The 23,813-nt window shown below is 38.7% G+C and carries 21 protein-coding genes; 15 read left to right on the top strand and 6 right to left on the bottom strand.

Going from position 1 to position 23,813, the window contains the following annotated elements:
- The gene (locus ACE1ET_RS05140; protein WP_375727293.1) at nt 1-3,390 is read right to left on the bottom strand and encodes a hypothetical protein; all 3,390 of its coding nucleotides are present in this window, start codon (nt 3,388-3,390) and stop codon (nt 1-3) included.
- Nucleotides 3,387-4,298, bottom strand: a complete 912-nt coding sequence (locus tag ACE1ET_RS05135) for an ABC transporter ATP-binding protein (RefSeq protein WP_375727292.1) — start codon at nt 4,296-4,298, stop codon at nt 3,387-3,389. Before ACE1ET_RS05135 ends, ACE1ET_RS05140 begins: the two co-directional genes overlap by 4 nt.
- 339 nt (nt 4,299-4,637) lie before the next feature.
- Here ACE1ET_RS05135 and ACE1ET_RS05130 point away from each other — a divergent pair, with 339 nt between their 5' ends.
- The 4 genes from ACE1ET_RS05130 to ACE1ET_RS05115 are packed head-to-tail and all read left to right on the top strand — an operon-like array spanning nt 4,638 to nt 8,655.
- Nucleotides 4,638-6,242 carry a tetrathionate reductase family octaheme c-type cytochrome gene (locus ACE1ET_RS05130; protein ID WP_375727291.1) on the top strand — a complete coding sequence of 535 codons (1,605 nt, stop codon included), beginning with the start codon at nt 4,638-4,640 and terminating at the stop codon, nt 6,240-6,242.
- A gap of 11 nt (nt 6,243-6,253) precedes the next feature.
- Nucleotides 6,254-6,934 carry a cytochrome b/b6 domain-containing protein gene (locus ACE1ET_RS05125; RefSeq protein WP_375727290.1) on the top strand — a complete coding sequence of 227 codons (681 nt, stop codon included), beginning with the start codon at nt 6,254-6,256 and terminating at the stop codon, nt 6,932-6,934.
- Complete coding sequence (locus tag ACE1ET_RS05120) at nt 6,931-7,449, top strand: YeeE/YedE thiosulfate transporter family protein (protein WP_375727289.1); 519 nt, start codon at nt 6,931-6,933, stop codon at nt 7,447-7,449. The genes ACE1ET_RS05125 and ACE1ET_RS05120 overlap by 4 nt, the downstream gene beginning before the upstream one ends.
- Nucleotides 7,450-7,455: 6 nt before the next feature.
- Complete coding sequence (locus ACE1ET_RS05115) at nt 7,456-8,655, top strand: YeeE/YedE thiosulfate transporter family protein (protein ID WP_375727288.1); 1,200 nt, start codon at nt 7,456-7,458, stop codon at nt 8,653-8,655.
- A 71-nt stretch (nt 8,656-8,726) separates the two neighbouring features.
- On the opposite strand, the gene ACE1ET_RS05110 is transcribed toward ACE1ET_RS05115, so the two are convergent.
- Nucleotides 8,727-10,040, bottom strand: coding sequence for an aspartate kinase (locus ACE1ET_RS05110; RefSeq protein ID WP_375727287.1), 1,314 nt, complete (start codon nt 10,038-10,040; stop codon nt 8,727-8,729).
- 160 nt (nt 10,041-10,200) lie between these two features.
- On the opposite strand from ACE1ET_RS05110, the gene ACE1ET_RS05105 reads away from it, so the two are divergent.
- Entirely contained in the window at nt 10,201-11,496 is a 1,296-nt protein-coding gene (locus ACE1ET_RS05105) for an MFS transporter (protein ID WP_375727286.1), read from the top strand.
- Between the two features lie 53 nt (nt 11,497-11,549).
- Here the strand turns inward: ACE1ET_RS05105 and ACE1ET_RS05100 are convergent, their stop codons facing one another.
- Together ACE1ET_RS05100 and ACE1ET_RS05095 are read right to left on the bottom strand one after the other, a co-directional pair.
- Nucleotides 11,550-11,813, bottom strand: coding sequence for a DNA-binding protein (locus ACE1ET_RS05100; RefSeq protein ID WP_375727285.1), 264 nt, complete (start codon nt 11,811-11,813; stop codon nt 11,550-11,552).
- Nucleotides 11,814-11,985: 172 nt separating this feature from the next.
- Nucleotides 11,986-12,699 carry a phosphatase PAP2 family protein gene (locus tag ACE1ET_RS05095; RefSeq protein ID WP_375727284.1) on the bottom strand — a complete coding sequence of 238 codons (714 nt, stop codon included), beginning with the start codon at nt 12,697-12,699 and terminating at the stop codon, nt 11,986-11,988.
- Nucleotides 12,700-12,816: 117 nt separating this feature from the next.
- Between ACE1ET_RS05095 and ACE1ET_RS05090 the strand changes: the two genes are divergently transcribed.
- The 10 genes from ACE1ET_RS05090 to ACE1ET_RS05045 all read left to right on the top strand — a co-directional run bounded on the left by ACE1ET_RS05090 (nt 12,817) and on the right by ACE1ET_RS05045 (nt 22,402).
- On the top strand, nt 12,817-15,252 hold the full coding sequence (locus ACE1ET_RS05090; RefSeq protein WP_375727283.1) for an SPOR domain-containing protein: 2,436 nt from the start codon (nt 12,817-12,819) through the stop codon (nt 15,250-15,252).
- Nucleotide 15,253: 1 nt separating this feature from the next.
- On the top strand, nt 15,254-15,724 hold the full coding sequence (locus ACE1ET_RS05085; RefSeq protein ID WP_375727282.1) for an NfeD family protein: 471 nt from the start codon (nt 15,254-15,256) through the stop codon (nt 15,722-15,724).
- 4 nt (nt 15,725-15,728) lie between these two features.
- Complete coding sequence (gene floA, locus ACE1ET_RS05080; protein ID WP_375727281.1) at nt 15,729-16,760, top strand: flotillin-like protein FloA; 1,032 nt, start codon at nt 15,729-15,731, stop codon at nt 16,758-16,760.
- A 212-nt stretch (nt 16,761-16,972) separates the two neighbouring features.
- Nucleotides 16,973-17,614 (top strand): O-methyltransferase, encoded by a 642-nt coding sequence (locus tag ACE1ET_RS05075; RefSeq protein WP_375727280.1) that lies wholly within the window; start codon nt 16,973-16,975, stop codon nt 17,612-17,614.
- A gap of 284 nt (nt 17,615-17,898) precedes the next feature.
- Nucleotides 17,899-18,882: a TolB family protein gene (locus ACE1ET_RS05070; protein WP_375727279.1), complete on the top strand. Its 984-nt coding sequence runs from the start codon at nt 17,899-17,901 to the stop codon at nt 18,880-18,882.
- Nucleotides 18,883-19,149: 267 nt separating this feature from the next.
- The gene (locus ACE1ET_RS05065; RefSeq protein ID WP_375727278.1) at nt 19,150-19,695 is read left to right on the top strand and encodes a carboxymuconolactone decarboxylase family protein; all 546 of its coding nucleotides are present in this window, start codon (nt 19,150-19,152) and stop codon (nt 19,693-19,695) included.
- Between the two features lie 66 nt (nt 19,696-19,761).
- Nucleotides 19,762-20,184: a DUF1348 family protein gene (locus tag ACE1ET_RS05060; RefSeq protein ID WP_375727277.1), complete on the top strand. Its 423-nt coding sequence runs from the start codon at nt 19,762-19,764 to the stop codon at nt 20,182-20,184.
- 130 nt (nt 20,185-20,314) lie between these two features.
- Nucleotides 20,315-21,079, top strand: a complete 765-nt coding sequence (locus ACE1ET_RS05055) for a helix-turn-helix domain-containing protein (protein WP_375727276.1) — start codon at nt 20,315-20,317, stop codon at nt 21,077-21,079.
- Nucleotides 21,069-21,389 carry an O-methyltransferase gene (locus ACE1ET_RS05050; protein ID WP_375727275.1) on the top strand — a complete coding sequence of 107 codons (321 nt, stop codon included), beginning with the start codon at nt 21,069-21,071 and terminating at the stop codon, nt 21,387-21,389. Before ACE1ET_RS05055 ends, ACE1ET_RS05050 begins: the two co-directional genes overlap by 11 nt.
- Before the next feature lie 155 nt (nt 21,390-21,544).
- Nucleotides 21,545-22,402 carry a hypothetical protein gene (locus ACE1ET_RS05045; RefSeq protein ID WP_375727274.1) on the top strand — a complete coding sequence of 286 codons (858 nt, stop codon included), beginning with the start codon at nt 21,545-21,547 and terminating at the stop codon, nt 22,400-22,402.
- Between the two features lie 103 nt (nt 22,403-22,505).
- Here ACE1ET_RS05045 and ACE1ET_RS05040 read toward each other — a convergent pair whose 3' ends face one another.
- Nucleotides 22,506-23,813 carry a glycosyltransferase family 2 protein gene (locus ACE1ET_RS05040; RefSeq protein ID WP_375727273.1) on the bottom strand — a complete coding sequence of 436 codons (1,308 nt, stop codon included), beginning with the start codon at nt 23,811-23,813 and terminating at the stop codon, nt 22,506-22,508.

The raw sequence follows: 23,813 nt of genomic DNA, 5'->3' as shown, positions 1-23,813 counted from the left end.
TTAATTTCGTTTTACCCATTTAACTGCATCTGCAAATACTCTGCGGGCATCTGTTTTATTTGTAAGTACAATTTTTGCTGTTCCTTTCTGAAAAAAGAATGACCCCAGTTTATTCCAGCCATTTTCAGTACTGTTATTCATCTGAAATTCCACTTCTTCCTTGTCCTGACCGTTATACACAAAATACTGGTACTCTTTTCCTGCTTCTTCAAACTGGGGACCTCCGCCACCACCGGGGCCTCCACCTCTTCTTCCCCTGCCACGACCAAGCATGGCATCGCGCGGAATGTATACGTACACATCATATACCCCTTCTGCAGGCAGATCCTTTTGCCATGTTACGGTGCGCTCACCATTTCCCTCATGCGTATAATAGGCCGATTTTATGATGGCTCCGTTAAAGGCTGTATGCGCAACACTTCGCCACACATGCGGTATGCGCCAGGGTTCTATAGAACCGTATTTAGGTTCTTCTTCATTTTTCAGTTTATCAAAATACTGTTTGATCCTGGTGTCGGTATTTTCCTGTTCCATTGAGAATCCAGGATCCTCATTATCAACTACATATTCATTATCATTGTATAAGGTGACCGGATCGGATACCGTTTTTGCATATTCTTCAGGAATAATCCTGTAATTCGTCTCCGGCGATCTCATAAATTCATTATACGATGCAGGAATATTTTGTGACAACACTGTATTGACCATCATCATTCTTGGCATATCAAACAGCATTATCTGTATTTCTTTTGTTTCATCAGGTTTAAACAAATAGATCCGTTCTTCACTCTGATTGCTTCCACCACCAAAACCGCCTCCTCCCATTCGGAAGTCGACATCCAGTATGCCATCCACATCCGAAATATTAGTTACTTTAAATTTTACCAGGTAAACAGGTCCTATATCATCTCTGGTTTCTATATAAAATGTTTTACCAAACTCAAAAGCAGGAATGTCTCCCCTGTCGCCCAACTGAGCAAGGAAGGGTGAAATATCCACATTAAATTCTTTCTGAAATGCCGATTTTAGCGAATCCGTTTCAATAATATGAAACTGGTTATCCATAAGGAAATCATAAAGGAAATTATCAAAACCTGTTATCCCTGCACTATACTTGAGCCCGTCAAGCAGGAACGCCCCTTTTTGGCGAATGACGACCGGTATAATGTTTTTCTTGTCCGGATCAGAAATAATGTCCGAAACAGAATTATTCTGCAGTAAAAGATTGGCCTCTTCTTCTTCTCCCATTCCTCCTCTCATGGCGCCACGAAAATCGAAGTTGTCGGATTCCCGCAAATAACTTTCCAGAATAGTTCCCATTAAAGGATAATCTTTTGAATCTACCCCTTCAACCAGGCTGAAATAGTATGGGAAAAAGGAAAACGGATTTAACGTATACTGAATTCCTGAATAGGAAACAGGACCGTTATTAAACCGTCTGTTATCCGAGCTTAGCTGAATTCCAGAGTTAGAGAAGAACGTACTACCAATAAATCGTCGGAATACATTTACTTCAGCGTCAATAGGTCTTACCGCTTGTCCACGGTTTCTAAAACTTTCATATTTTTTAAATCTTCTGAAATCAGCCAGTTGCATCCCTATACCACGTTCAGGATAAAGAAAAATATCAGGCTGAGTCGTTTCAAAGGAATTATCCAGCAACCGTTGAAAAAACATAAAATGTGCAGGAACCTCTACAAAATTAACCTTATGATACGGAAACGTATTTATGAAACTGTTGTTATCGTATCTCGATTTTTCATTCTGTATTATATAACCAACCGTATCTTTTAAATTGGACAGGTGATACGAGAAAAAGTCATCGCCGGGCTTATAAAAGAGATTATATTCCACAGAATCCACACTCACACCAACGCTGTCAAATTTACCTATAACCAGGGTCAAACCTTTTGCCGGATATGATGTTTCAAAACTGTATTCATCTCCGTTTATATTCATTTCTCCTTGGGATAAAGGCCTTAATCGTTTTGATGTCTTAACGGTTAAATTGTAATCCGAAAAGTAACCTGTTCTGGTTCTTAATGTCTTTGTATTAAAACTTACACCCGGAACAGGATACCAGAATGTTTCAGGAGTTAGCAGAACAAAATCGCTACCGATATACGAGAATTTATTATCCAGTTTGACGGGTCCCACATTACGGTTCTGTTTATATTCTTCATCCGAAATATCAAGGTAACAAAAGGCATCATCAACCGAACCGGAATAACTGAAGTTATATATTAAGGTATCGTTATCAGGGATTTTAAGTACAGGAATCCTGATAATCTGCTTCTCTCTGGTAAACGAAACAGGCGATCCTGTTTTATCCGTAACACCCTTAATTTTAAAACCCGGATTCAGCGAAAACGTTAGCGTATCATTTGCTTTAAGCGCATTAACAGGTCCTTCTATTTTAGCGCTTACTGTAATACCATCGCCTTTATGCGTCACCATAATGGCATTGTCCGTAACATCGAGATACTTGCTTTCTGCATATTTATTATTAAGGGTCAGATACGCGTGTCTGTTTTTAAATACAGCATTTGAGTTCAAAAGATACCATCCACCTGCTGTCCCTCCTATTCCCAGTAAAATCAGAAACAGGAAAAAATAGAATACTTTCCCATACACCCTGTTAGGCAACCTGTTAAAGCTGGTAATTGTAGCTGCGATAAAGGCCATGCCCAGGAAAAAATAAAACATCCGGTGAGCAAGCAGCATGGGCACATCGGCAAATCCCGTAATTCCGGAATATGCCATAGGCGTATAAAACGCCATATAGTCAAAAATACTGAAATACTTGTTCTGGAAATAAAACAGTGTCAGTGCCACATAACCGATCAGAATTAAAAAAGTAACAGACTGATTCTTGATGAGAATCATAAGAACATATGCAAATCCTAAAATAAATACGAGAGTCGGCAAGGTAATAAGCAGTGGATAATACAGATAAGCTATCCAATCCACTTTTGTATCCGGTACAATTAAATTAAATACGAGTGTGACCACCAGAAAAAACAGGGTCATTCCGAAAAATACGGACAGGGTTCCCCATGTTTTGCCAATAACATACTCATTGTTCGAAATAGACCGGGTATAAATAACCTCGGCAGTATCCATTTTTTTATCCCGCTTTAAAAAATCTGAAGCCAGAAAAATTGCAATAACGGCCTGTGCAACATTAAGCAGTAAAATATTAATAAGTGGCAGATTGGCAGGAACAGCCCTGTAATCCCACTGAGCTGCAGCCGGAATGATAAAAAATGCCAGATCGACAAATACAATTATTAATAAGGCTATGATAAAGAATATCCTGAAAAACCAGCTGCGAAGCAGAGTCTTTCTTTCGTAATGTGCAACATTTAATATATTGGGTATAGATATCACAGCGACCAGTTATTTAATTTGTATTCCATAAAATAAACGTAAGCATGTTCAAGGTTCGGATAAACCGGCTTTGGATTATATGCTTCCACATCATCTCCTACCAGCTGCAGCTCCCATCCCGATCCTGCCGGTATCGTAGATATAACAGGATACTTAACTTTTAATTCGTCATATTCCTCCTGCGTAGCCTCAATCTGCCAGACATGACCCTTGGTCATTTCGATCAGATCCTCCGGCGCACCATTAAAGGCCAGCTCACCTTTATTTAAAAGCGCCATTTGATTACACGTACTGGAAATATCGCCCACTATATGTGTCGATAATATAATTATGGTATCACCCTGCCCTATATTCGACAACAAATTTCTGAATCTTATACGTTCTTCCGGATCAAGTCCTGTCGTTGGCTCATCAACAATGATAATTCTCGGTTCGCCAATCAGGGCCTGAGCAATACCCAACCTTCGCTTCATTCCACCGGAAAGTTTATTCGCCATCCGGTTTCTGAATTCATACAATCCAACATTCCCTAACATTTCATCCACCTTTGCCATCCGCTCCTTTCTGTTTCGCATTCCGGCAAGACGCGCAGAATAATCAAGAAATTCCCATGTTTTCATTTTAGCAAAGAACCGGAAATCCTGTGGCAAATACCCTAACATCTCCCGAACTTCCTTGCGTTGTTTTACCAGATCCTTCCCATTCAGAAGCACTTCACCTTCAGAAGGATTCATAAGCGTGACCAGAATTCGCATGAGTGTTGATTTTCCGGCACCGTTTGGCCCTAATAGCCCAAACATACCTTCTTTAATGGTAAGGTTAACACCTTTCAGAGCTTCAAATCCGCCCGGGTATATTTTTTTGAGATTATTTATTTTGATTTCCACAAGAGCTTTTTCAATTTTCATTTAGACACAGACCAAAGTATGTTTATTCCAGCTTCACAAAAAAAATTTAAAATTTAACATATATATCTTAAAAAGGCATTATTCAGGTATGTAAGCAATAAATACACTTATACACTATTAGTATTTTTTCAGTTTACGACAAGCCTCTTAGCCAACGGACTTCGTAACTAATTTTTAATCAGTTTAAATACATATTTTTATATATCTAATTATTTATATTAATGATTTTTTTAGTTAATTAAAATTGCACTACCTTAGTGCCTTAATTGAGAATTTATTTGAATTCATTTTAAATAACAGCCAATATATTTTAAAACTATTTAACAAGTATTACAACATATGTTTAAACCTGTAATAACAGTCATATTAACAGTAGTTGCGCTTTTGGTTTTACTTAATGTAACCCAAAGCAACGAATACTACAACCTGAAGCTGGAGAAGCTTAAACAGGAATATGCCATCAAACCGGTTCCTTCCATTGATCACAGTAAATTACCTGAGCTCAACAAGGAATTTAAAACGCCTCAGGAAGTGACGGAAGCATGTAACGGCTGTCACACTGAAAGTTACAAAGAAGTAATGAATTCTTCTCACTGGAACTGGGAACGAATTTCTTACGTAGAGGGAAGAGGTATTACGGCAACCGGTAAAAAAGATGTATTGAACAACTTTTGTATCGGATCGAACACCAACCAGCAGGCCTGTGCCAAATGTCACATTGGTTTTGGTATGTCTGATGACCATTTTGATTTTAAAAATGCCCGTAACGTGGATTGTATGGTTTGTCATGACAACAGTGAAGATTACCACAAGGGTGCTTCTCTGGCAGGATATCCCGACAGAAGTGTTAACCTGAAGGAAGTGGCACAGAGTGTTGGCAATCCCAAGAAAATGAACTGTGGAAGCTGTCACTTTTATAGTGGTGGTGGTAACAACGTTAAACATGGTGATCTGGAAGAATCCCTTCTGGCCTGTACACGCGATGTGGATGTTCATATGGCAGCCAATGGAATGGATATGAACTGTGTATCATGCCATACTGCAAAGAATCACAAAATACTTGGAAGATTATATTCGGTATCATCCACAAATACTCAGAGGGCAACGTGTGAACAATGTCACACATCAACGCCCCACTTTAATGAACTTTTAAACCGGCATAATGCAAAAGTTGCCTGTCAGACATGCCATATCCCGGAATATGCAAAAGTTAATGCTACAAAAATGGAATGGCACTGGTCTTCTGCCGGTAAGTTAAAAGATGGTCAGCCTTATTTTGAGGAAGATTCTCTGGGCAACCACACTTACCTGTCAATTAAAGGTGATTTTAAATGGGAACGTAATGTAAAACCGGATTATATGTGGTTCAACGGAACAGCTGACCACTATGTACTGGGCGATACCATTAAATCTGTTCCTGTTCAGATGAATACACTGTTTGGATCACACGATGATCCTGACTCAAAAATTGTACCGGTAAAAATTCACCGTGGGGATCAGATCTACGACAAGAAATACAATATGCTAATCCAGCCAAAACTTTACGGACCTGAAAAAGGAGACAGTGCATTCTGGAATGATTTTGACTGGAATGAAGCGGCTAAAGCTGGTATGGAAGGCGTTGGATTGCCATACAGCGGCGATTACGGTTTTGTTAAAACAGAAATGTACTGGCCTATCAACCATATGGTTTCGCCAAAAGAACAGGCGCTGAAATGTTCGGAATGTCACACACGCAGCAGCAACGGACGTCTGGCAAAACTTAACGATTTTTATCTGCCGGGAAGAGATTATAACAAACCTCTTGAAACAGGTGCACATTTTCTTATAGCTGCGGCATTGTTAGGCGTTTTAATTCATGCGCTCATCCGTATTATTATTGTCATTCGCAAGAATAGATATAAAACTGAGATCATAGACTACGAAGAAGAAGATAACCAATAAAATTTAAGACATTGAAACGCGTATATATTTATAAAGGTTTTGAACGCTTCTGGCACTGGACACAGGCTTCATTAATTATTTTCCTTGCTGTTACAGGCTTTGAAGTACACGGATCTTTCACCGTATTTGGATTTGAACATGCTGCCATGTTTCATCGCGTGGCATCTTACATGTTAATCGTTCTGATCGTATTTGCAATATTCTGGCACATAGTAACCGGAGAATGGAAACAGTACATTCCAACGACCAAAAAGCTGAAAGCTCAGATTATGTATTACAGCTTTGGTATGTTTAAAGGCGAAAAGCATCCAACCAAAAAGACTGAATTAAGCAAAATGAATCCTTTGCAAAGACTCACATACCTTGGATTCAAACTTGTTTTGATTCCAGTAACCGTAATTTCGGGTATTATTTATATGACCCAGAAAACACTCGATAAAAACAATATCGTGGTGATTAAGGATTTTTCGCTGGATTCAATAGCATTCTGGCACACGCTAGGTGCCTTTCTGTTAATTGTCTTCCTTATTATTCATGTTTATATGACCACTACCGGTCATACGCCGACTTCAAATATTCAGGCTATGATTACAGGCTATGAGGATTTAGAAGATGAAGAAGACGAAACAACAGAAGTTAAAGCTGAGAGTAAGGACAAAAAAGTTAAACCCGTAAAAGAAACAAACTCATGAAAGAGAGACCATATATGAATCCGTATTTAGCCGGATTCCTTCTCGGATTAGTTTTACTGGCCACAATATATATTTCAGGCCGTGGCTTAGGAGCAAGTGGCGCATTAAAGAGCGTGGTTGTGGAAGCCGTAAATAATGTTGCCCCGGCTCATGCAGAAAAAGCATTATTTTTTAAAGAGTACAACGCTGCACATAACGGATCACCAATGCACAACTGGCTGGTATTTGAAATGGTCGGTGTGGTAATCGGAGCATTCTTTTCAGGTGTCATGTCCAACCGGGTTGGTTTAAAACTTGAAAAAGGCCCTAAAGCTACTAAAACAATGCGTATTGTTGGTGCTATCGTTGGCGGCGCATTATTTGGTTTTGGTTCACAGCTGGGAAGAGGTTGTACCAGTGGTTCCGCCCTGAGTGGAATGGCAGTGCTATCGTTTGGAGGTATAGTAACCATGATGGCTATTTTTGGAATGGCGTATGGTGTAGCGTATTTTTTTAGAAAACTGTGGTTAAAATAAGATATTATGGGACCTTTAGTACCTTTTGTATTTAGTCCGGAATTTGGATTATTGCTGGCCGTTTTTATCGGCATCGGATTTGGATTTGTTCTTGAACAAGCCGGTTTTTCTTCTACAAAAAAACTGGTAGGATTGTTTTACGGTTATGACTTTACCGTTCTCAGAGTGTTTTTTACCGCAGGTGTAACAGCAATGATAGGTGTTTTGCTTTTAGGGCATTATGGCCTTTTAAACACAGACGTAATCTATATTAATCCAACCTTCCTGCGTTCTGCCATTGTAGGTGGTTTAATAATGGGTATCGGATTTGTTCTGGGAGGATTTTGCCCTGGAACAAGTGTCTGTGCAGCTTCTATTGGTAAACTGGATGCCATGGCCTTTATACTCGGATCCATACTGGGTATTTATGCGTTCGGAGAAGCATATCCTATGATTAAGGATTTTTACATGGCCGATAAGATGGGACCGCTGAAGATAAGTGACTTCTTCGGAATGTCAGATTCTTTGTTTGCCTTTGTACTGACCTTTATTGCGATTGCAGCATTTTACTTTACCTGGAAAATTGAAAATAAGGTAAATCACAGAAGCAATTACATTGATCCGAAAACAAAGCTGCGCTACCAGATAAGTATGGTGGTACCGTTTTTATTCATCGCTATCATTGCATTCTTACCAGGCAAATACGATATAATTCAGAATCGCATTGCCAAAGCCAAGGAACAAAAGAAATGTGTGTTTCATGAAATAGCCCCGGACAAACTGGCCGACGAAATTGCCAACCACTATTACGAGTACAATATTATTGATGTCCGCTCTCCTGAAGAATTTGAAGCATATCATCTTCCCCTGGCAATCAATATTCCCTTTGAAAATATTCAGAACCGTGAATGGGAGCAGATATTCAAACAGAAACTGAAGAAGAATGTATTCTATGCCGATAACGACACTCTGGTTAAAATGTCGTGTCTGAAAGCCAAATACATTGGCAGTTCAACCAACATGATCCTGAATGTAAGTTCACAGCACTTTCGGAATATGTTCTTTGAAATTGCACCTCCACCGGACAATGCAACCAAGGAGGAACAGCAAACATACGTTTACAGGTCGCAGACTGCCAAAAAGATGAATAACCTGGTAGAGGCACTCCAGAATATCGGAAAGCCCGTTAAACGCGAAATTAAAGCCGTATCGGGTGGTTGTTCTTAAACAACACCAACAATATAAAATAAAAAAGGTGGATTTCTCCACCTTTTTTATTGCGCTTATTTTTTATTCTTTTAGTCGAAAAGTTCTTTACTCAATGCCTGAAGTGCTTGTTTTTTGTATTTGGCATCAACCAGTAAGGACATGTTGTAACTGCTTCCTCCGTACGATATCATTCTCATCGGAACATCTTTAAGGGCACTCGTAATTTTAGCCGCATAACCGCTCTGTTCAGCAGACAGGTCTCCTGCCACACAAATAATCACCTGATCGGTATTGACGAACACAGAACCAAATTCCTGCAGCTCTTCCACTATTTTAGCGAGATTCTTATCCTGATCGATAGTTATTGATACACCAACCTCCGATGTGGTAATCATATCAATAGGTGTTCTGTATTTCTCAAATATCTCGAAAACCTTTCTCAGAAAACCGTAAGCCAGTAACATCCTGCCACTTTTTATTTTTATAACGGTAATACCGTCTTTGGCTGCCACAGCTTTAATTTTATTCGGCTCACTGTAAGCACTTATCAACGTTCCGTAAGCTTCAGGATTCATCGTATTCAACAAGCGAACCGGAATATTGGCCTTGCGTGCCGGAACCACACTGGTAGGATGTAAAATCTTAGCTCCAAAATAAGCGAGCTCAGCTGCTTCCTCAAACGACAGATTCTTAATCGGTTTGGTATTTTCAACGATTCGTGGATCGTTGTTATGCATCCCATCTATATCCGTCCATATTTCTATTTCATCAGCTTTTATGGCTGCTCCTACCAACGAAGCGGAATAGTCGCTGCCACCACGTTGCAGGTTATCAATTTCACCCTCAATATTCAGACAAATATACCCCTGAGTGATAAGCAGTTTCTCATCCTTATATTTATCAAGCTGTATGGCAATTTTTTCTTCTATATATGCGGCATCAGGCTCCTTATCAGCATCGATTCTCATATATTCCAGTGCCGGTAATAATGCCGAACTGCGTCCGGATTCCAACAAATAGTAATGCATCAGTTCTGTTGAAATTAGTTCCCCCTGGGCATGAATAATTTTTTCTTCCTTTTCGGAAAAATCAGTTTGGGCAAAAGACCGCAGAAAATCGAATTTATCTTTAACTAAAGCATGTCCCTTCTCATTGAATTCGTCGGAACTTAAAAGCTCATTCACAACGTCTTTATACTTATTTTCAAGTGCATCAACAACATCTTTTGCACCCTGAATATCTTTCTTAAAATAGTGTTTACAAATTTCAACAAGTGTATTTGTGGTTCCTGACATGGCAGAAAGAACAACGATTTTCCGCTCTCCTGTATCTATTAAATCAGCAACATGTTTAATTCTATCTGCGGATCCTACTGATGTTCCGCCAAACTTTAGAACTTTCATTTTAGAGGTATTTATACGTTATTATTCGATTAATAATCTGCTTTTTAATTTGGCTGCAAATATAATATTTTATCAATTTATTTAATATTTCAACAATAAAATGATACATCTGTTTATTATATTTTACTATTGTGATTTTATAAGCAGACTAAAAATTTGAATGAGAAACATATCTGATATACCCTTTAATCCTTCAAAATTTAAATTCTTTTATGGCTGGATTATTGTCGTTGCCGGAACCGTAGGTGTAATATTCAGTATTCCGGGCCAGACTATGGGCGTAAGTGTTTTTACGGACCATTTGATAGAAGCACTTAAACTGGACCGGGATACATTAAGCATTGCCTATATGCTGGGAACCATAGCGAGCTCATTTTTATTGACGTATGCAGGCGTTTTATACGACAGGTTCGGTGCCAGATATGTAGCTATCGGTGCTGCAGCATTCCTGGGCATTTCATTAATTTTTGCATCCTACAGCCCTGCCATCAGTAACGCAGTATCGTCATTTCTGAACATACGGTTCTCAATTGTATCCTTCACAGTAATCAGCATCATTTTCTTTCTGATCCGGATAAGCGGACAAGGTGTGCTGACCATGGTTTCACGCAACATGATCATGAAATGGTTTGACAAGCTTCGTGGTCGCGCCAACGCCATCAGCAGTGCTTTTGTATCGTTCGGATTTGCGATCTCACCGTTGATATTCAGTATTCTGATTCAAAACAACAGCTGGCCTGTTGCATGGAGAATCATAGCAGTAGCATTAATGGCTTTTGCTGTTTTTGCATTTATTTTTTATCGCGATAATCCGGAAGAAAGCGGAATGAAACCGGATGGTAAAACTATGAAAGTTAAGAAGGAAACCGTGGTTCAACGCAGACAGTTTACATTAAAAGAGGCTCAAAAAACCTGGCCATTCTGGGTATTCACATTTGCCCTGGCATTTTATAGCTTTTTCGGCACAGGCTTCACTTTTAACATCGAGTCTATATTTGAGACCTTCGGATACGATAAAACCGCAGGAATAAAAATTCTGATCCCGATATCCGTTGTTTCAATTGCCGTATCATTAATCGGCAACTTCATAAGTGATTTTGTCAGGTTGCAATACCTGCTGTTTGTATTAATATTCGGGCAATTACTTTCAACTATCGGGATTGTGCTTCTTGGAAGTTCACTGGGATATTTTCTTACCGTTGCCGGCTTCGGAATAATGGGCGGCATGTTTGTTGTGCTTGTTTCGGTTACATGGCCAAGGTTTTACGGACGAAAACATCTGGGAGCGATATCGGGATTCAGCGGTTCCATACTCGTATTCTCCAGTGCGACAGGTCCGTTCTTTTTCAGTAAGATCCTGACGCTTACCAAAGGATATCAATTGACAGGAATCATTGGCATTGCCATGGTTATTATCCTTGCCGGGACTTCCTTAAAAGCTAAGAACCCACAATAAAAAAGCAGCACTTTTAATTTTAAGGCTGCTTCTTTAATTTTTTACGGTAGTGTTTACACTAATTTCTCCTGTTGTTCGGCCAAAATGTGCTGTGCCATTTCGAGAATCGTTGTATCATCAAGCACAACAATACCTCCATCTGGTCCCGGTTCATAATGTACCCCGGCGCTTCTCCCTTCCTTAAAGTTGTAACCACCGAAATAATTACGTACAGTTTCTACCTTTAAATCGAGTTCATCCGCAATGCGATGCATACTGCCGTGAGGCAGACTATCTTTTATCTTGCGAAGTTCATTAAATGTGAGTGTTTTCGTCATAGCCCAGGAAATTATAAATTATTTACTCTGATTAATTGCATGCATTAAAGATAAAGAAATTTGCTCTTTATCAAAATTTTTACATGTCTAAAAAATGTTAAGTCTGTGATGTTTAATGTACTTTAACAGACTTAAAACCTTTGTTGATAACAGTATAAAAAAGAAAGGTGTTTTACGGCATAAAATCTTTCACAAAACCTGACAGCAGAATGAAAAAGAATATACTTAGCAGAAACACAAGCACCACACTTAAAAGTTGTGCTTTTTTAAATCCTGTTCTGGTATGACTGCCAATGATACGCTCAGTGGTTATGGAAGAAAAGGCCGGAAGTTTCATCCGCAGAAAATCCAGTCCCTTATATGTGGCCCAACCAATAAGGATTCCCAACAATCCACCGGCAATAATATCAAACGGGAAATGCACCCCCAGATAAATTCTTGAAAAACCGTTAAGAAAAGCCCAGGCAAACATGGTAAGCGAGAACCAACCGTTTTTTACAATCAGTGATAACAGCATGGCTACACCAAAGGTATTGGCGGCATGCGAAGACACAAAGCTATACAAACCGCCCCTGTATCCGTTCACAATATGAATGTCGTACATCAGCAACGGATTATGCGATGGCCGTAACCGTCCCACAAGATCTTTTATCAGACCTGAAAGCTGATCAGCCAAAAGTACGGTTATAGCAATGGAAACAATGATAAGAATACTTTCTCTGCCTTTATTGGCAATGATCACGTAAATAAGGATCAGAAAAAACGGCAACCACGACATCGTATCCGTAACTGCCCACCAAAACCCGTCTGCCATAGCAGAATGTGTTCCGTTTAATACATTAAAAAACCGGATGTCAAGATTATTCACCCAATCAAAAAAGGCCATATCAATTATTTTAGGAGCTCTAATATACTATGTTTTAACGCAATGACAAATTACTTTGTTGCTTTTCTCTTTTAAAAAAAGCCGCTATCTTTGAGAATCGTAAAAGAATAAGACACAATGCAATTAAAACAGGCCGTTTTTCAACTCATTATAATCGTATCACTCAGTTTTTTTTCTTCGCTCAAGGCACAAACTAAACTAAGTGATGAAGCTGAAGAAATGTACCGCACCGAAAATTACCGGGAAGCTGCTTTCTTGTATAAAGAAATCCTTAAAAGTTTTCCAACAAACGCCATATATAATCATCGGTATGGTGTGTCGGTTTATGAAATAAACGGTGATCTAGATGTGGCCAAAAAACATCTTGAATTTGCGGCAAAAAAAGGCATACGTCTCTCCGGTTTTTATCTGGCAAAGATTTATTTCAAACAATACGAATTTGATAAAGCCATTGAGTACTATAATCAGTTCAAGGCTTACATCAGAAATAGCGATCCGCGACAGGAAGAAATTAAAAAAGGCATTGCCCAATGCGAAGAAGGGAAAGAAATGCTGCAACGTGTAGAAGACATTCAGGTTACAGATACACTTGTTGTTCCGTTTGAGCTCTTTTTTAAACACTATGATATCAGCCACGAAACCGGAAGCTTTTCGAATATTCTTCCCAATGATTCTGTAGCAAAAGACTCTCTGTATCTCCTCTACCTTCCGGAAAAAGCAGACAGAAGTTTTTACGATGAATTTGTGAATGCCACTGAAAAAAGAAATCTTTTCAGAAAAGATAAACTTCTGGATGCCTGGTCTGAACCAAAGGCAATAGATGCCATCAATACCACTTACAACGAAATATTTCCCTTCCTGATGAGCGACGGACTAACCATGTATTTTTGCTCTGACCGACCGGAATCGTTTGGGGGTTACGATATTTTTGTGACACGTTATAACCCGTCCATTAATGATTTTCTTCCACCTCAACCTATAGGTATGCCGTTTAACTCTTATGGTAACGACTACCTGTATGTGATCGATGAGTTTAAAAACACAGGCTGGTTTGCTTCGGATCGACATAATAAAGCAGGATTTGTAACCATTTATAAGTTTGTTCCCAATCCAACAAAAAAATTCCTTAATACAACTGATATCGACAAACTACGGAGTGCTGCGTTAATCCACGAGGTAAAGTCAAACACAGGCGAACTGTCAGGCACGCCAGATACAGAAGATACAACATATGATGCGGTTGTTCCTGAAGACATGGAGGATATTGGCATGATTGATATACAAGGACCACGGCAACGTGAATTTACCTTTATTATTAACGATACTACAGTTTACAAAAAGATGTCGGACTTTAAGAACAGGGATGCGCTGACAACTTTTAAAACATATTTAAACTTCAAAGACAAAACTGATTCACTGTCGGATGCCATTACGAATTACCGGATCAAATATGAGTCAGAAGGCAATGAAGCACAGAGAAGCTCTTTAACAGGTAAAATTCTCAATGCTGAAGAAATGCTGCAGAATTATCAGTCGAAAGTAGACTCGTTGGAACAACGCACGCGAAAGCTGGAAATTGACGCCCTGAAAGCCTATACCAAAATGATAAACGAAGACGAGGCATATCTGGCTCCATGGAAACCTGAACCCCTGGAAATTGATATCCCAAAAAATATTATTCCTTCGTTTTATAATCCGTATTTAAAGCAGAACTATAAAGATATATTTACGCCTGCTGAAATTGAACGGCTGAAAGATGTTGAGAAAGATAAACTCACAGCTGATAACCTGGTACTCGACTGGCAGGAGATTCTGATGAAACTGAACAAAGATCCCAATGCCGACCGCATTATTGTAGAAAAGTTGATAGAACGCGATTCTGCTTTTGCTGAACCAATGACCCGGGAACAGCTGGCTAAGATTTCGGATCAGATGCGACAGGAAAGCACGGATTACTATTTTAAAGCGCTGACAGGGAAATATGACATCCTAAAAAACAAGAACCTGTTCCTTGCCCGGATGACTCCTGATGCAGCAACTCAGAAAGCCATGAAAAAGTTGCAGCAGGATGCTGAATTCAGCTATTACAACGCATCGATGAAAACTCAGAATTTTACCGACTATCAATACCTGAACTTTGACGAAGTTCAGCAAACCACAGGTAATCTTGAAAGTTCTATTGATCTGCTGGAACGGGAAATAATAACCTACGACAAAGCGAAAAAAACGGCTGTAAAACCGGCTCCTGAAATGGTTGCGGAAAAAGTTCCGGTAAAGGATTCAATTGGGCATGTGATAACATATAAGGTACAGATTGGGATCTTTAAAAATAAGCCCAACGCATCTGCACTTTCTAAAATTCCTCAGGTCACCACCGAAACTATTGATGGAGCACTGATCCGTTATTATTCGGGTGAATACAACACAAAAGAAGAGGCCGAGGCCGAAGCAAAAACAATTGAAGCATCCGGTTTCCCCGGAGCATTTGTGGTGCCGTTCATTAACGGGAAAAAAAGTACATGGGAAGACATACAGAAACTTAATTCAAAATAAGATGAACCTCCTTATTATTATTTTGCTCATCGTAACAGGAATTTTCCTGTTCGCCGTTGAATTTCTTCTCATCCCCGGTATTACCATTGCTGGTATAGGCGGATTTTTATTCATTGCTGCCGGAATTTATTTCGGTTATGCAGAATACGGTACTCCAATTGGTCATTATATCTTTGCTGCATCATTGGTTCTTACAGCCAGCGGGCTCTATTTTATGCTTCGCGGGAAGACCTGGAAGCGAACGATGCTGAATACGAATATTGAAGGTAAAGTTCCTGAAATTAATGCACTGGAAGTCAAAATTGGTGATCATGCCATCACCACTTCGAGATTGGCTCCCATTGGAAAAATTAAAATAAATGATACCTTTATGGAAGCAAAATCTCAATCCGGTTTTATTGATCAGAAAACTGAAGTTGAGATTGTAAAAGTTTTTAAAACGAATGTCATTGTAAAACCCGTAAAAAAATAACATTATGAGCAACCCCGGATTATTTGGACTGATGGCTCCTGCCACAGATATAACCAACCTTGGATTAATAGGATTAATTGCTGCCGTAGTCGTTCTTTTCATTATCATTTTGTACTACGTACCTGTGCTGTTATGGTTTTCAGCATACGTATCAGGTGTAAGAATTTCACTCATCCAGATGGTGCTTATGCGCATCAGAAAAGTTCCGCCGCCAATTATTGTGCGGGCTATGATTGAAGCACACAAAGCTGGGCTGAGAGATATAAAACGTGATGATCTGGAGGCACACTACCTGGCAGGCGGACACGTGGAACAGGTTGTGCACGCGCTGGTATCGGCCAGTAAGGCCAACATTGACCTTCCATTCCAGATGGCTACGGCCATTGACCTTGCCGGTCGTGATGTGTTCGAAGCCGTGCAGATGTCGGTAAACCCAAAGGTGATTGACACACCACCGGTAACTGCCGTGGCCAAAGACGGAATACAGTTGATTGCCAAAGCCAGGGTAACCGTTAGGGCAAACATCAAACAACTGGTTGGTGGTGCAGGTGAAGAAACCGTTCTGGCCCGTGTTGGAGAAGGTATTGTATCATCCATCGGTTCTTCTCAAAGTCACAAGGCAGTACTTGAAAACCCGGACTCCATTTCGAAAGTTGTGCTTGACAAAGGTTTGGATGCAGGGACTGCATTTGAGATCCTTTCCATTGATATTGCCGATATTGATATTGGTAAAAACATTGGTGCCGTTCTGCAGATTGACCAGGCTGATGCCGATAAAAATATTGCTCAGGCCAAAGCAGAGGAACGCCGTGCCATGGCCGTGGCCCTTGAACAGGAAATGAAAGCCAAAGCACAGGAAGCCCGCGCCAAAGTTATTGAGGCTGAAGCCGAAGTACCAAAAGCCATGGCCGAAGCATTCCGTTCCGGAAACATGGGTATCATGGATTATTACAAATTCAAAAACATTGAGGCTGACACCAACATGCGCGATTCCATCTCGAAACCGGACAGCAGCAACAGGAAGAAAAAAGATTAAGGATAAAAACATTTATAGAAGTTATTCCAAAAGAAATATCAGAACAGACCTGATTTACGGATTGTACGCATCCTTTAAAATTACCCCTAAATCCCCTGAAGGGGACTTTAAGCCTTCCGTCAGCTGACGGAGAGGTTTGGATGGGTAAAATAATATTGCTGTCGCTTTGTTGAAAATATTTTTTTTGGCATTTGAACAACCTTCTATCTTTTATGAAAGAACTACCGGATAAACTGGAACAATACATTCTGGATCATATAGATGAAGAGCCGGAATACCTTCAGAAACTGAGCAGGGACACCTTTGCCAATATGCTTTACCCCCAGATGCTAAGCGGACATTTGCAGGGACGCCTTCTGAAAATGCTGTGCCGTATGATTAACCCTGAACGCATACTGGAAATTGGCACATTTACGGGCTACTCTGCATTGTGTATGGCCGAAGCGTTGCCTGAAAAAGGTACGATTGATACCATTGAAATAAATGATGAACTGGAAACCTTTATCCGGGAACATTTTTCAGCTACCGCAAGTGGTTCAAAAATCAACCTGATCATAGGTGATGCCCTTAAGGTTATTCCTGAATTGCCCGGAACATGGGATCTGGCCTTTATTGACGGGAACAAACGGTATTATCCTGAGTATTATAATCTGATATTTGACCGCATAAAAACCGGGGGCTACATTATTGCCGATAACGTGTTATGGAGCGGCAAAGTAGTTGAACCTGCCGACCCCAGAGATACCCAAACAAAGGGCATACTTGAATTTAATAACCTGATAGCTGCCGACAAGCGCGTTGAAAAAGTGATATTCCCCGTACGCGATGGGTTTACGGTTATACGAAAGCTGTAACCTTCATAATCCCATTTTGCTTCTCTTTACTGACGCTTCTTGCTTTTAATCAATTATTTATTTACTTTTAGAACAGAAAACCTAATAAGGATTTATCTGATCAATAGTACTTGCATTAAAATTTTATTTTAAAATCGTAAGTGGAATATAAGTTACTTTTCATTAAAAATAATACGGAATTTTAGGTACATGGAGTATAAACATAAGTTGTAGCATAAATGCAACCTTTTCCATGTAATAATCATCTAATTATTATTAAAATAATAAAATTTAAACCATACAGTATGAAAACCAGCAAATTACATTCATTAATCTTCTTCCTGCTAATATTTGGTGCAATTTCCTGTGAAAAGAATGATGACATAAAAAATATCGATTCCGGTATTGGATTGTACGATTTCTATTTATATGATGTAAACAGTAATGTTACAACAAAAATAACCTCAAGTTCAGATAACATAGAATCATCATATTCAATTTCACCGGATAGTAAAAAGGTACTTTTTGTTGATAAAAATGGAATTAATGAAATGAATATTGATGGTTCTGAAAATAAGATTCTGGTTACAAATGGCAATAGCCCATGTTATTCTCCTGATGGTAATAAAATAGCTTATATTATCGAAAACAGGCTTTTTGTAATTAATAGTGATGGGACAAACGAAAATCAGATTTACGATGAAGATTTAGGATTATGGCATCCTATGTGGTCAAAAAACGGAGAATATATTGTATGCAGTTCTGATAATGGAATATGTATTATTTCATTAGATGGTGATTTACAAATAATTTCTTCAGGTAGTAGTACCGATTGGTATGATTGGTCAAATGATTCGAAAAAAATATTCTATAGTAAATTTCTTTCAAATAATTATTATGCTCAAATTTTTAAATACGATATACTTCAGGATAAAGAATCTCAAATTACAGATATTGATAAATATAATTATACTCCAAAATATAACCCGGTTACGAACGCGATTTTATTTACATCATCATATGCTGATTATGGAGGAGACCTAATAACATGCGACGAAGATGGTTTAAACCAAAACGTAATCATACATAAAGAAAAGATAGAATCACCCTGTTGGTCTCCAAACGGTGATAAAATAGCATTTGTGACTGAGGGATCAAATTTAGCTATGATTGACAGGAATGGAGAAAATTATAAAGTTATAAATGAAATACCTGGCGCCTGCATGACCCCCATATGGTCGAATGATGGGAATTATATATTATACTACAGAGCTCTTTTTTACCACTAGACATTCTAATAACATATTCCGCCGAATAACACTGCATACACGATAAGAAGAAAAGAAAAATCTGTTCGCCGGTTATTACACTTTTGAAAAACAAAAAAACTTACCAAAGTGTAGATTGCATAGCGGTTCCGGTGCAGGTTGTCACTTCGGACTCCCATTTGTGAAAATTGTCTATCCATCGACGACGTTTGTCCATTTTAGAAAGCTTTAATAGTCCCAATCTTTGTAGTGTCAATATTGACAAGCAATATTTAAAAAAGATTAAAGATGGAAAACTTAGTTAAAACAGAATTTAATGTCCCTACAAAAGAGCAGGTTTCTACAACAAACCAGGAGATTTTTGATGGCTTAAATAAGGCACTAGGGTTTGTCCCTAATCTTTATGCAACAATAGCATATTCTGACCATGGATTAAAACGGTATTTGGATTTCCAAAATGCTAAAACGTCATTATCGAATAAAGAAAAAGAAGCCGTTAATCTGATTGTAAGTCAGGTAAATGGTTGTATTTATTGTCAGAGTGCACATATTGTGCTGGGAGAAATGAACGGATTTGATAAGGATCAACTTTCTGATATACGCAAAGGTAAAAGTGAAAATATCAAGCTAAACGCCTTAGTGAAATTGGCTGCAGACCTAACCGAAAACAGAGGTAATGCGAGCACTGATAATGTGGAAAACTTTTTCGCTCAGGGTTATACCAAAGAGAACTTAGTTGATCTGATTCTTCAAATTAGCGACAAAACCGCAATGAACTACTTACACAATCTTACTAAAATACCGGTAGATTTTCCCATTGCACCTTCATTATAAATTACAAACAGAAGAAGGAGAAATATTTAAGGTAGTATTTCTCTTTCTCTGTAAAACTTAACCAAAATGAATTACGAAGATAAACGATATCCACTTCCACCGTTTACAATGGAAACTGCCGTTGAAAAAGTACAAAAAGCAGAGGATGCCTGGAATAGCAAAGATCCTTTAAAAGTATCTAAAGCTTATACCATCGATTCTGAATGGAGAAACAGAACTCAATTTATTAATGGACGTGAAGAGATTATTCAATTCTTAAAAGAGAAATGGAAAAATGAAAGAAATTATAAACTTAAAAAGGAACTTTGGGGTTTTAGAGAAAACAGGATTGCAGTAAGATTTGAATATGAATATAAAGGTAAAAATGACCAATGGTTCAGAGCATACGGAATTGAGCTTTGGGAATTCGACGAAAATGGATTGATGCAAAAGCGTTTTGCAAGTATAAACGATATGATAATTGAGGAAAAAGATAGAAAGTTAATGTAACAACAGGCTTATGATTCAGGATAATAATTGCACCCTTATAAATCCCCAAACAGGAAACCTGGCTTTTAGGTTATTCTATTTTGAAAAGAATAACCCGTTTAACCATATTCAAAGAATGAATTATTATTCAATGATTTGGTTAAAAACCGGTGAAGGAACAGCAAAAGCTGATTTCTCTGAATATAATTTCAAGGAGAATGTATTATTTTCATTTTCACCTTATCAACCTTTTATGCTTAATCCTGATGGAGAAATAAGCGGATGGGTGATCAACTTTCATCCTGATTTCTTTTGTATTCATAAGCATCACAAGGAAGTGGCATGCAATGGTGTATTGTTCAATAACATTTACAATCCTCCCTTAGTACACATTGATGAGAAAACATCCATACATTTCGAAACGGTAATTGAACAACTTAAAACTGAGATGCAAAACCCGGCTCTGGCGCAATATGAATTGTTAGTTTCGTACCTGAAGATATTTTTGATTACTGCATCAAGACTTAAAACAGAACAGCACACAAAAGCCAGTGAAGTAGCATTAGAAAAGGATAAACCATTTATTTTACAAAACCTGAAAAACGCTATTGAGTTACATTATAAAACAAAACATACGGCTCGTGACTATGCCGATATTCTGGCAATTACCCCCAAAGCGCTGACAAGACTAACCAGGACTCATTTCAATAAAACCCTGACCGATTTAATTGCAGAACGCATAATTATAGAAGCTAAAAGAGAATTATACTTAACGAATAAAACGGTGAAGGAAATTGCTTATGAATTAGGCTATAACGATGAGTATTATTTTAGCAGATTTTTCAAAAAAAATACGGATGTAGCGCCACAACTTTACAGAGAGACAGTTGGCTTTGATAAAGGGAATGCCGGGTAGAGTCCATAAAAAAATCAACCTGATTCCTGGCGATGCCCTTAAAGTTATTTCTGAATTGCCCGGAACATGGGACCTGGCCTTTATTGACGGAAACAAACGGTATTACACTGAGTATTACAACCTGGTGTTTAACCGCATAAAAACCGGTGGCTATATTATTGCCGATAACGAGTCATGGATCGGCAAAGTAGTTGAACCTGCAGAACCCGGAGACTCCCAAACCAAAGGCATACTTGAATTTAATAACCTGATAGCTACCGACAAGCGCGTTGAAAAAGTGATACTCCCGTACAGGATGGCTTTACGTTGATACGAAAACTGTAACATCCATAACCCTATTTTGCTTCTCTCCACTTACACTTCTTGCTTTTAGCCAATTATTTATTTACTTTTACTACCAAATTAACCTGGTTAAAATTTATCTGATAAGTATTGCTTCCTTCAAAAATTAAATAACCCAAAACTATGAACAGCTTTTTTCTGCGCCCTTTTACAATTATAACACAGAGACTTTTAAAAAATTATCTCCCGCTATTATTGTTCGGTTCACTTCTGGCATTTATATCATGTGATTCTGAGCCCGATGAACCTGTTGGATTACGCATATCAAACTCTGAGATTTCAGTCAGTTATAATGATTCTGTCTTCACCGGAGCACAATCAGACTATGAAATTTATTATAACATTGATAATCAGTTTATTGCGTCAATTAGTGGTGATAATGTCATTGGTGAGCATGTTGGCAAAACTACTATCACAGCCATAAGTAATGGCGTATCTGAGAATATTTTAGTGAATGTTCAATCTGTTAACCATCTGTTTGAATATCCCATTAATGATTACTCAAACGGAAAGGAATATTATAAAGATAAATTTTCAAACTTCAATCGTGAATACGAGGATGATACAACCCTGGTCTTTTTCATCATAAGCTATGAAGAAAGAGAGGGATATTATCTACAATTGGATTTCACCTCTGAGAATAAGACAAAAAATGCCATTTTAACATTCCGGATTGGTAATTCAGTTAAAGTTTTTGATTCTCTTTCCGAGTACTTTGAATTTTTTGATGATCCAAACGATACTACAGCAATTCTAATCAACGCTTATGATCCATTAATTGCTTCTGAATTGTCTGTTATAGTACTTGACAAACCCAATCAAATATGCATGGCTCTTATAACTGAAACATCACCGGGCATTACGCTCACCAATAAAAACACAAAAATGAAATATACAGAGAAACAATATTATCAAATGCCTCAAAATATAATTCGAAAGAGTTTAGTCAACAGTTTCAAAATAACTACAATAGATCAATGAATCTAAAGTAGAACCAACTATTTGCCAATTCAATTTATATCCACTAAAACCTGACTTATAATTTAGTATTGCACAGCATCATACATAAAATACTGCCATCGGATTATATCCCCATATCCCTGGCCTGGCGGGATGATTTGGCCGGGTTCCACGGATCTTTGTAGGACGAATACCAGAACATCTCCAGTACGTAAGCAAAGGTTCGGACAATGCGCATAAACACACCCACATAGAAAAACATTAAGGGCACATAGATCCAGTATTTCCACTCCTCGCTTTTACGTTCCGAAAAGCCCATGGCAACAGCAAATTGAATAAAGTTCTTAATGATGTACAGGAACAGTTTGAAAAAGAAGATCTGCCAAAAAAATTCAATGTTGGTTATAATCAGTCCGATGATGTAGTAAAACCAAAGAAAGTCCATAACCAGGTTGAAGAAAATATTTTCAAAGCTGGCAAAGAAGTTCAGAAAATTAAAATTGCCCTGCGGCAGTAATACATCAAAATGTTTTCTGAGCCGGAACCGCACCAATGATTTTGACCAGCGCAATCGTTGTTTTGTAAGCTTCCATGGCGTATTGGGGACGCTGGTCAGACAAACCGCACGATCAGCAAACGCAATTTTATACCCTCTTTTCCGCACTTTCACGGTAATGTCACCATCCAGACCCGGTCCGATATCCCAACCGCCAAGAGATGAGATTACCTCACGATCGAAAGCACCAAACGCACCGGAAACAATTTTATAGATACCCAGGAACGAGGTTACAATTCGTCCCATGGATATGGTAAACAAATATTCAATGGCTTCCAGGGTGGTCAGCACGTTTTCGTTATGATTACGAACCTTTACGTTCCCCCCCACGGCTTTAACCTTGGGGTCAATATAAAACGGCAACAGCACCTGCTCAATGGCATCGCGGTCCATGCTACAGTCAGCGTCCAGATGAACGATATACTTCCCTTTGGTATACCGCAAGCCGAAATTAGCAGCACTGGCCTTTCCGCCGCGATTTTCGTTCCGCAGAAAACGGTCTATCATTTTCTGCTTCTCAAGATTCCGGCAAATGGTAGGCGTATCATCGCTGGATCCGTCATCGATTATAATCAGCTCATAGTTCTGCCAGGTTTGTTCCTTTAAGCTCAGTACAAGCTTATAAATGTGCTTTCCTTCATTTTTACCCGGAACAATAATGGAAACCAAAGGATTATCGAGCCACAACTTGTTTTTGGCCATATCAAATTTCCGGTTCCGGCGTTTCTTGCCCAACACAAAAATCAACAGAACAACAATTTCAAAAAAGATATATCGCGGGACTTCCAGAAAGAAGAAATACCAGAATAACCGGACTATCTTTTCAAAGCCCATATTATACCAGTATTCAAAAAAGTTGTCCCAAAGTGTTGTCAT

The sequence above is a fragment of the Quyinboa mangrovi genome (assembly GCF_042219825.1).
Lineage (GTDB): Bacteria > Bacteroidota > Bacteroidia > Bacteroidales > UBA5342 > JBHJHP01.
This window is presented reverse-complemented; position numbering and strand designations above follow the sequence as displayed.

Excerpts from the sequence above, each read along its gene's own strand:
- ACE1ET_RS05070 (WP_375727279.1), top strand. The coding sequence starts at position 17,899 with ATGAAAACCAGCAAATTACATTCATTAATCTTCTTCCTGCTAATATTT.
- ACE1ET_RS05075 (WP_375727280.1), top strand. The coding sequence starts at position 16,973 with ATGAAAGAACTACCGGATAAACTGGAACAATACATTCTGGATCATATA.
- ACE1ET_RS05045 (WP_375727274.1), top strand. The coding sequence starts at position 21,545 with ATGAACAGCTTTTTTCTGCGCCCTTTTACAATTATAACACAGAGACTT.
- ACE1ET_RS05095 (WP_375727284.1), bottom strand. The coding sequence starts at position 12,699 with ATGGCCTTTTTTGATTGGGTGAATAATCTTGACATCCGGTTTTTTAAT.
- ACE1ET_RS05130 (WP_375727291.1), top strand. The coding sequence starts at position 4,638 with ATGTTTAAACCTGTAATAACAGTCATATTAACAGTAGTTGCGCTTTTG.
- ACE1ET_RS05065 (WP_375727278.1), top strand. The coding sequence starts at position 19,150 with ATGGAAAACTTAGTTAAAACAGAATTTAATGTCCCTACAAAAGAGCAG.
- ACE1ET_RS05050 (WP_375727275.1), top strand. The coding sequence starts at position 21,069 with ATGCCGGGTAGAGTCCATAAAAAAATCAACCTGATTCCTGGCGATGCC.
- ACE1ET_RS05105 (WP_375727286.1), top strand. The coding sequence starts at position 10,201 with ATGAGAAACATATCTGATATACCCTTTAATCCTTCAAAATTTAAATTC.
- ACE1ET_RS05060 (WP_375727277.1), top strand. The coding sequence starts at position 19,762 with ATGAATTACGAAGATAAACGATATCCACTTCCACCGTTTACAATGGAA.
- ACE1ET_RS05100 (WP_375727285.1), bottom strand. The coding sequence starts at position 11,813 with ATGACGAAAACACTCACATTTAATGAACTTCGCAAGATAAAAGATAGT.
- ACE1ET_RS05115 (WP_375727288.1), top strand. The coding sequence starts at position 7,456 with ATGGGACCTTTAGTACCTTTTGTATTTAGTCCGGAATTTGGATTATTG.
- ACE1ET_RS05110 (WP_375727287.1), bottom strand. The coding sequence starts at position 10,040 with ATGAAAGTTCTAAAGTTTGGCGGAACATCAGTAGGATCCGCAGATAGA.
- floA (WP_375727281.1), top strand. The coding sequence starts at position 15,729 with ATGAGCAACCCCGGATTATTTGGACTGATGGCTCCTGCCACAGATATA.
- ACE1ET_RS05040 (WP_375727273.1), bottom strand. The coding sequence starts at position 23,813 with ATGACAACACTTTGGGACAACTTTTTTGAATACTGGTATAATATGGGC.
- ACE1ET_RS05120 (WP_375727289.1), top strand. The coding sequence starts at position 6,931 with ATGAAAGAGAGACCATATATGAATCCGTATTTAGCCGGATTCCTTCTC.
- ACE1ET_RS05135 (WP_375727292.1), bottom strand. The coding sequence starts at position 4,298 with ATGAAAATTGAAAAAGCTCTTGTGGAAATCAAAATAAATAATCTCAAA.
- ACE1ET_RS05055 (WP_375727276.1), top strand. The coding sequence starts at position 20,315 with ATGATTTGGTTAAAAACCGGTGAAGGAACAGCAAAAGCTGATTTCTCT.
- ACE1ET_RS05090 (WP_375727283.1), top strand. The coding sequence starts at position 12,817 with ATGCAATTAAAACAGGCCGTTTTTCAACTCATTATAATCGTATCACTC.
- ACE1ET_RS05085 (WP_375727282.1), top strand. The coding sequence starts at position 15,254 with ATGAACCTCCTTATTATTATTTTGCTCATCGTAACAGGAATTTTCCTG.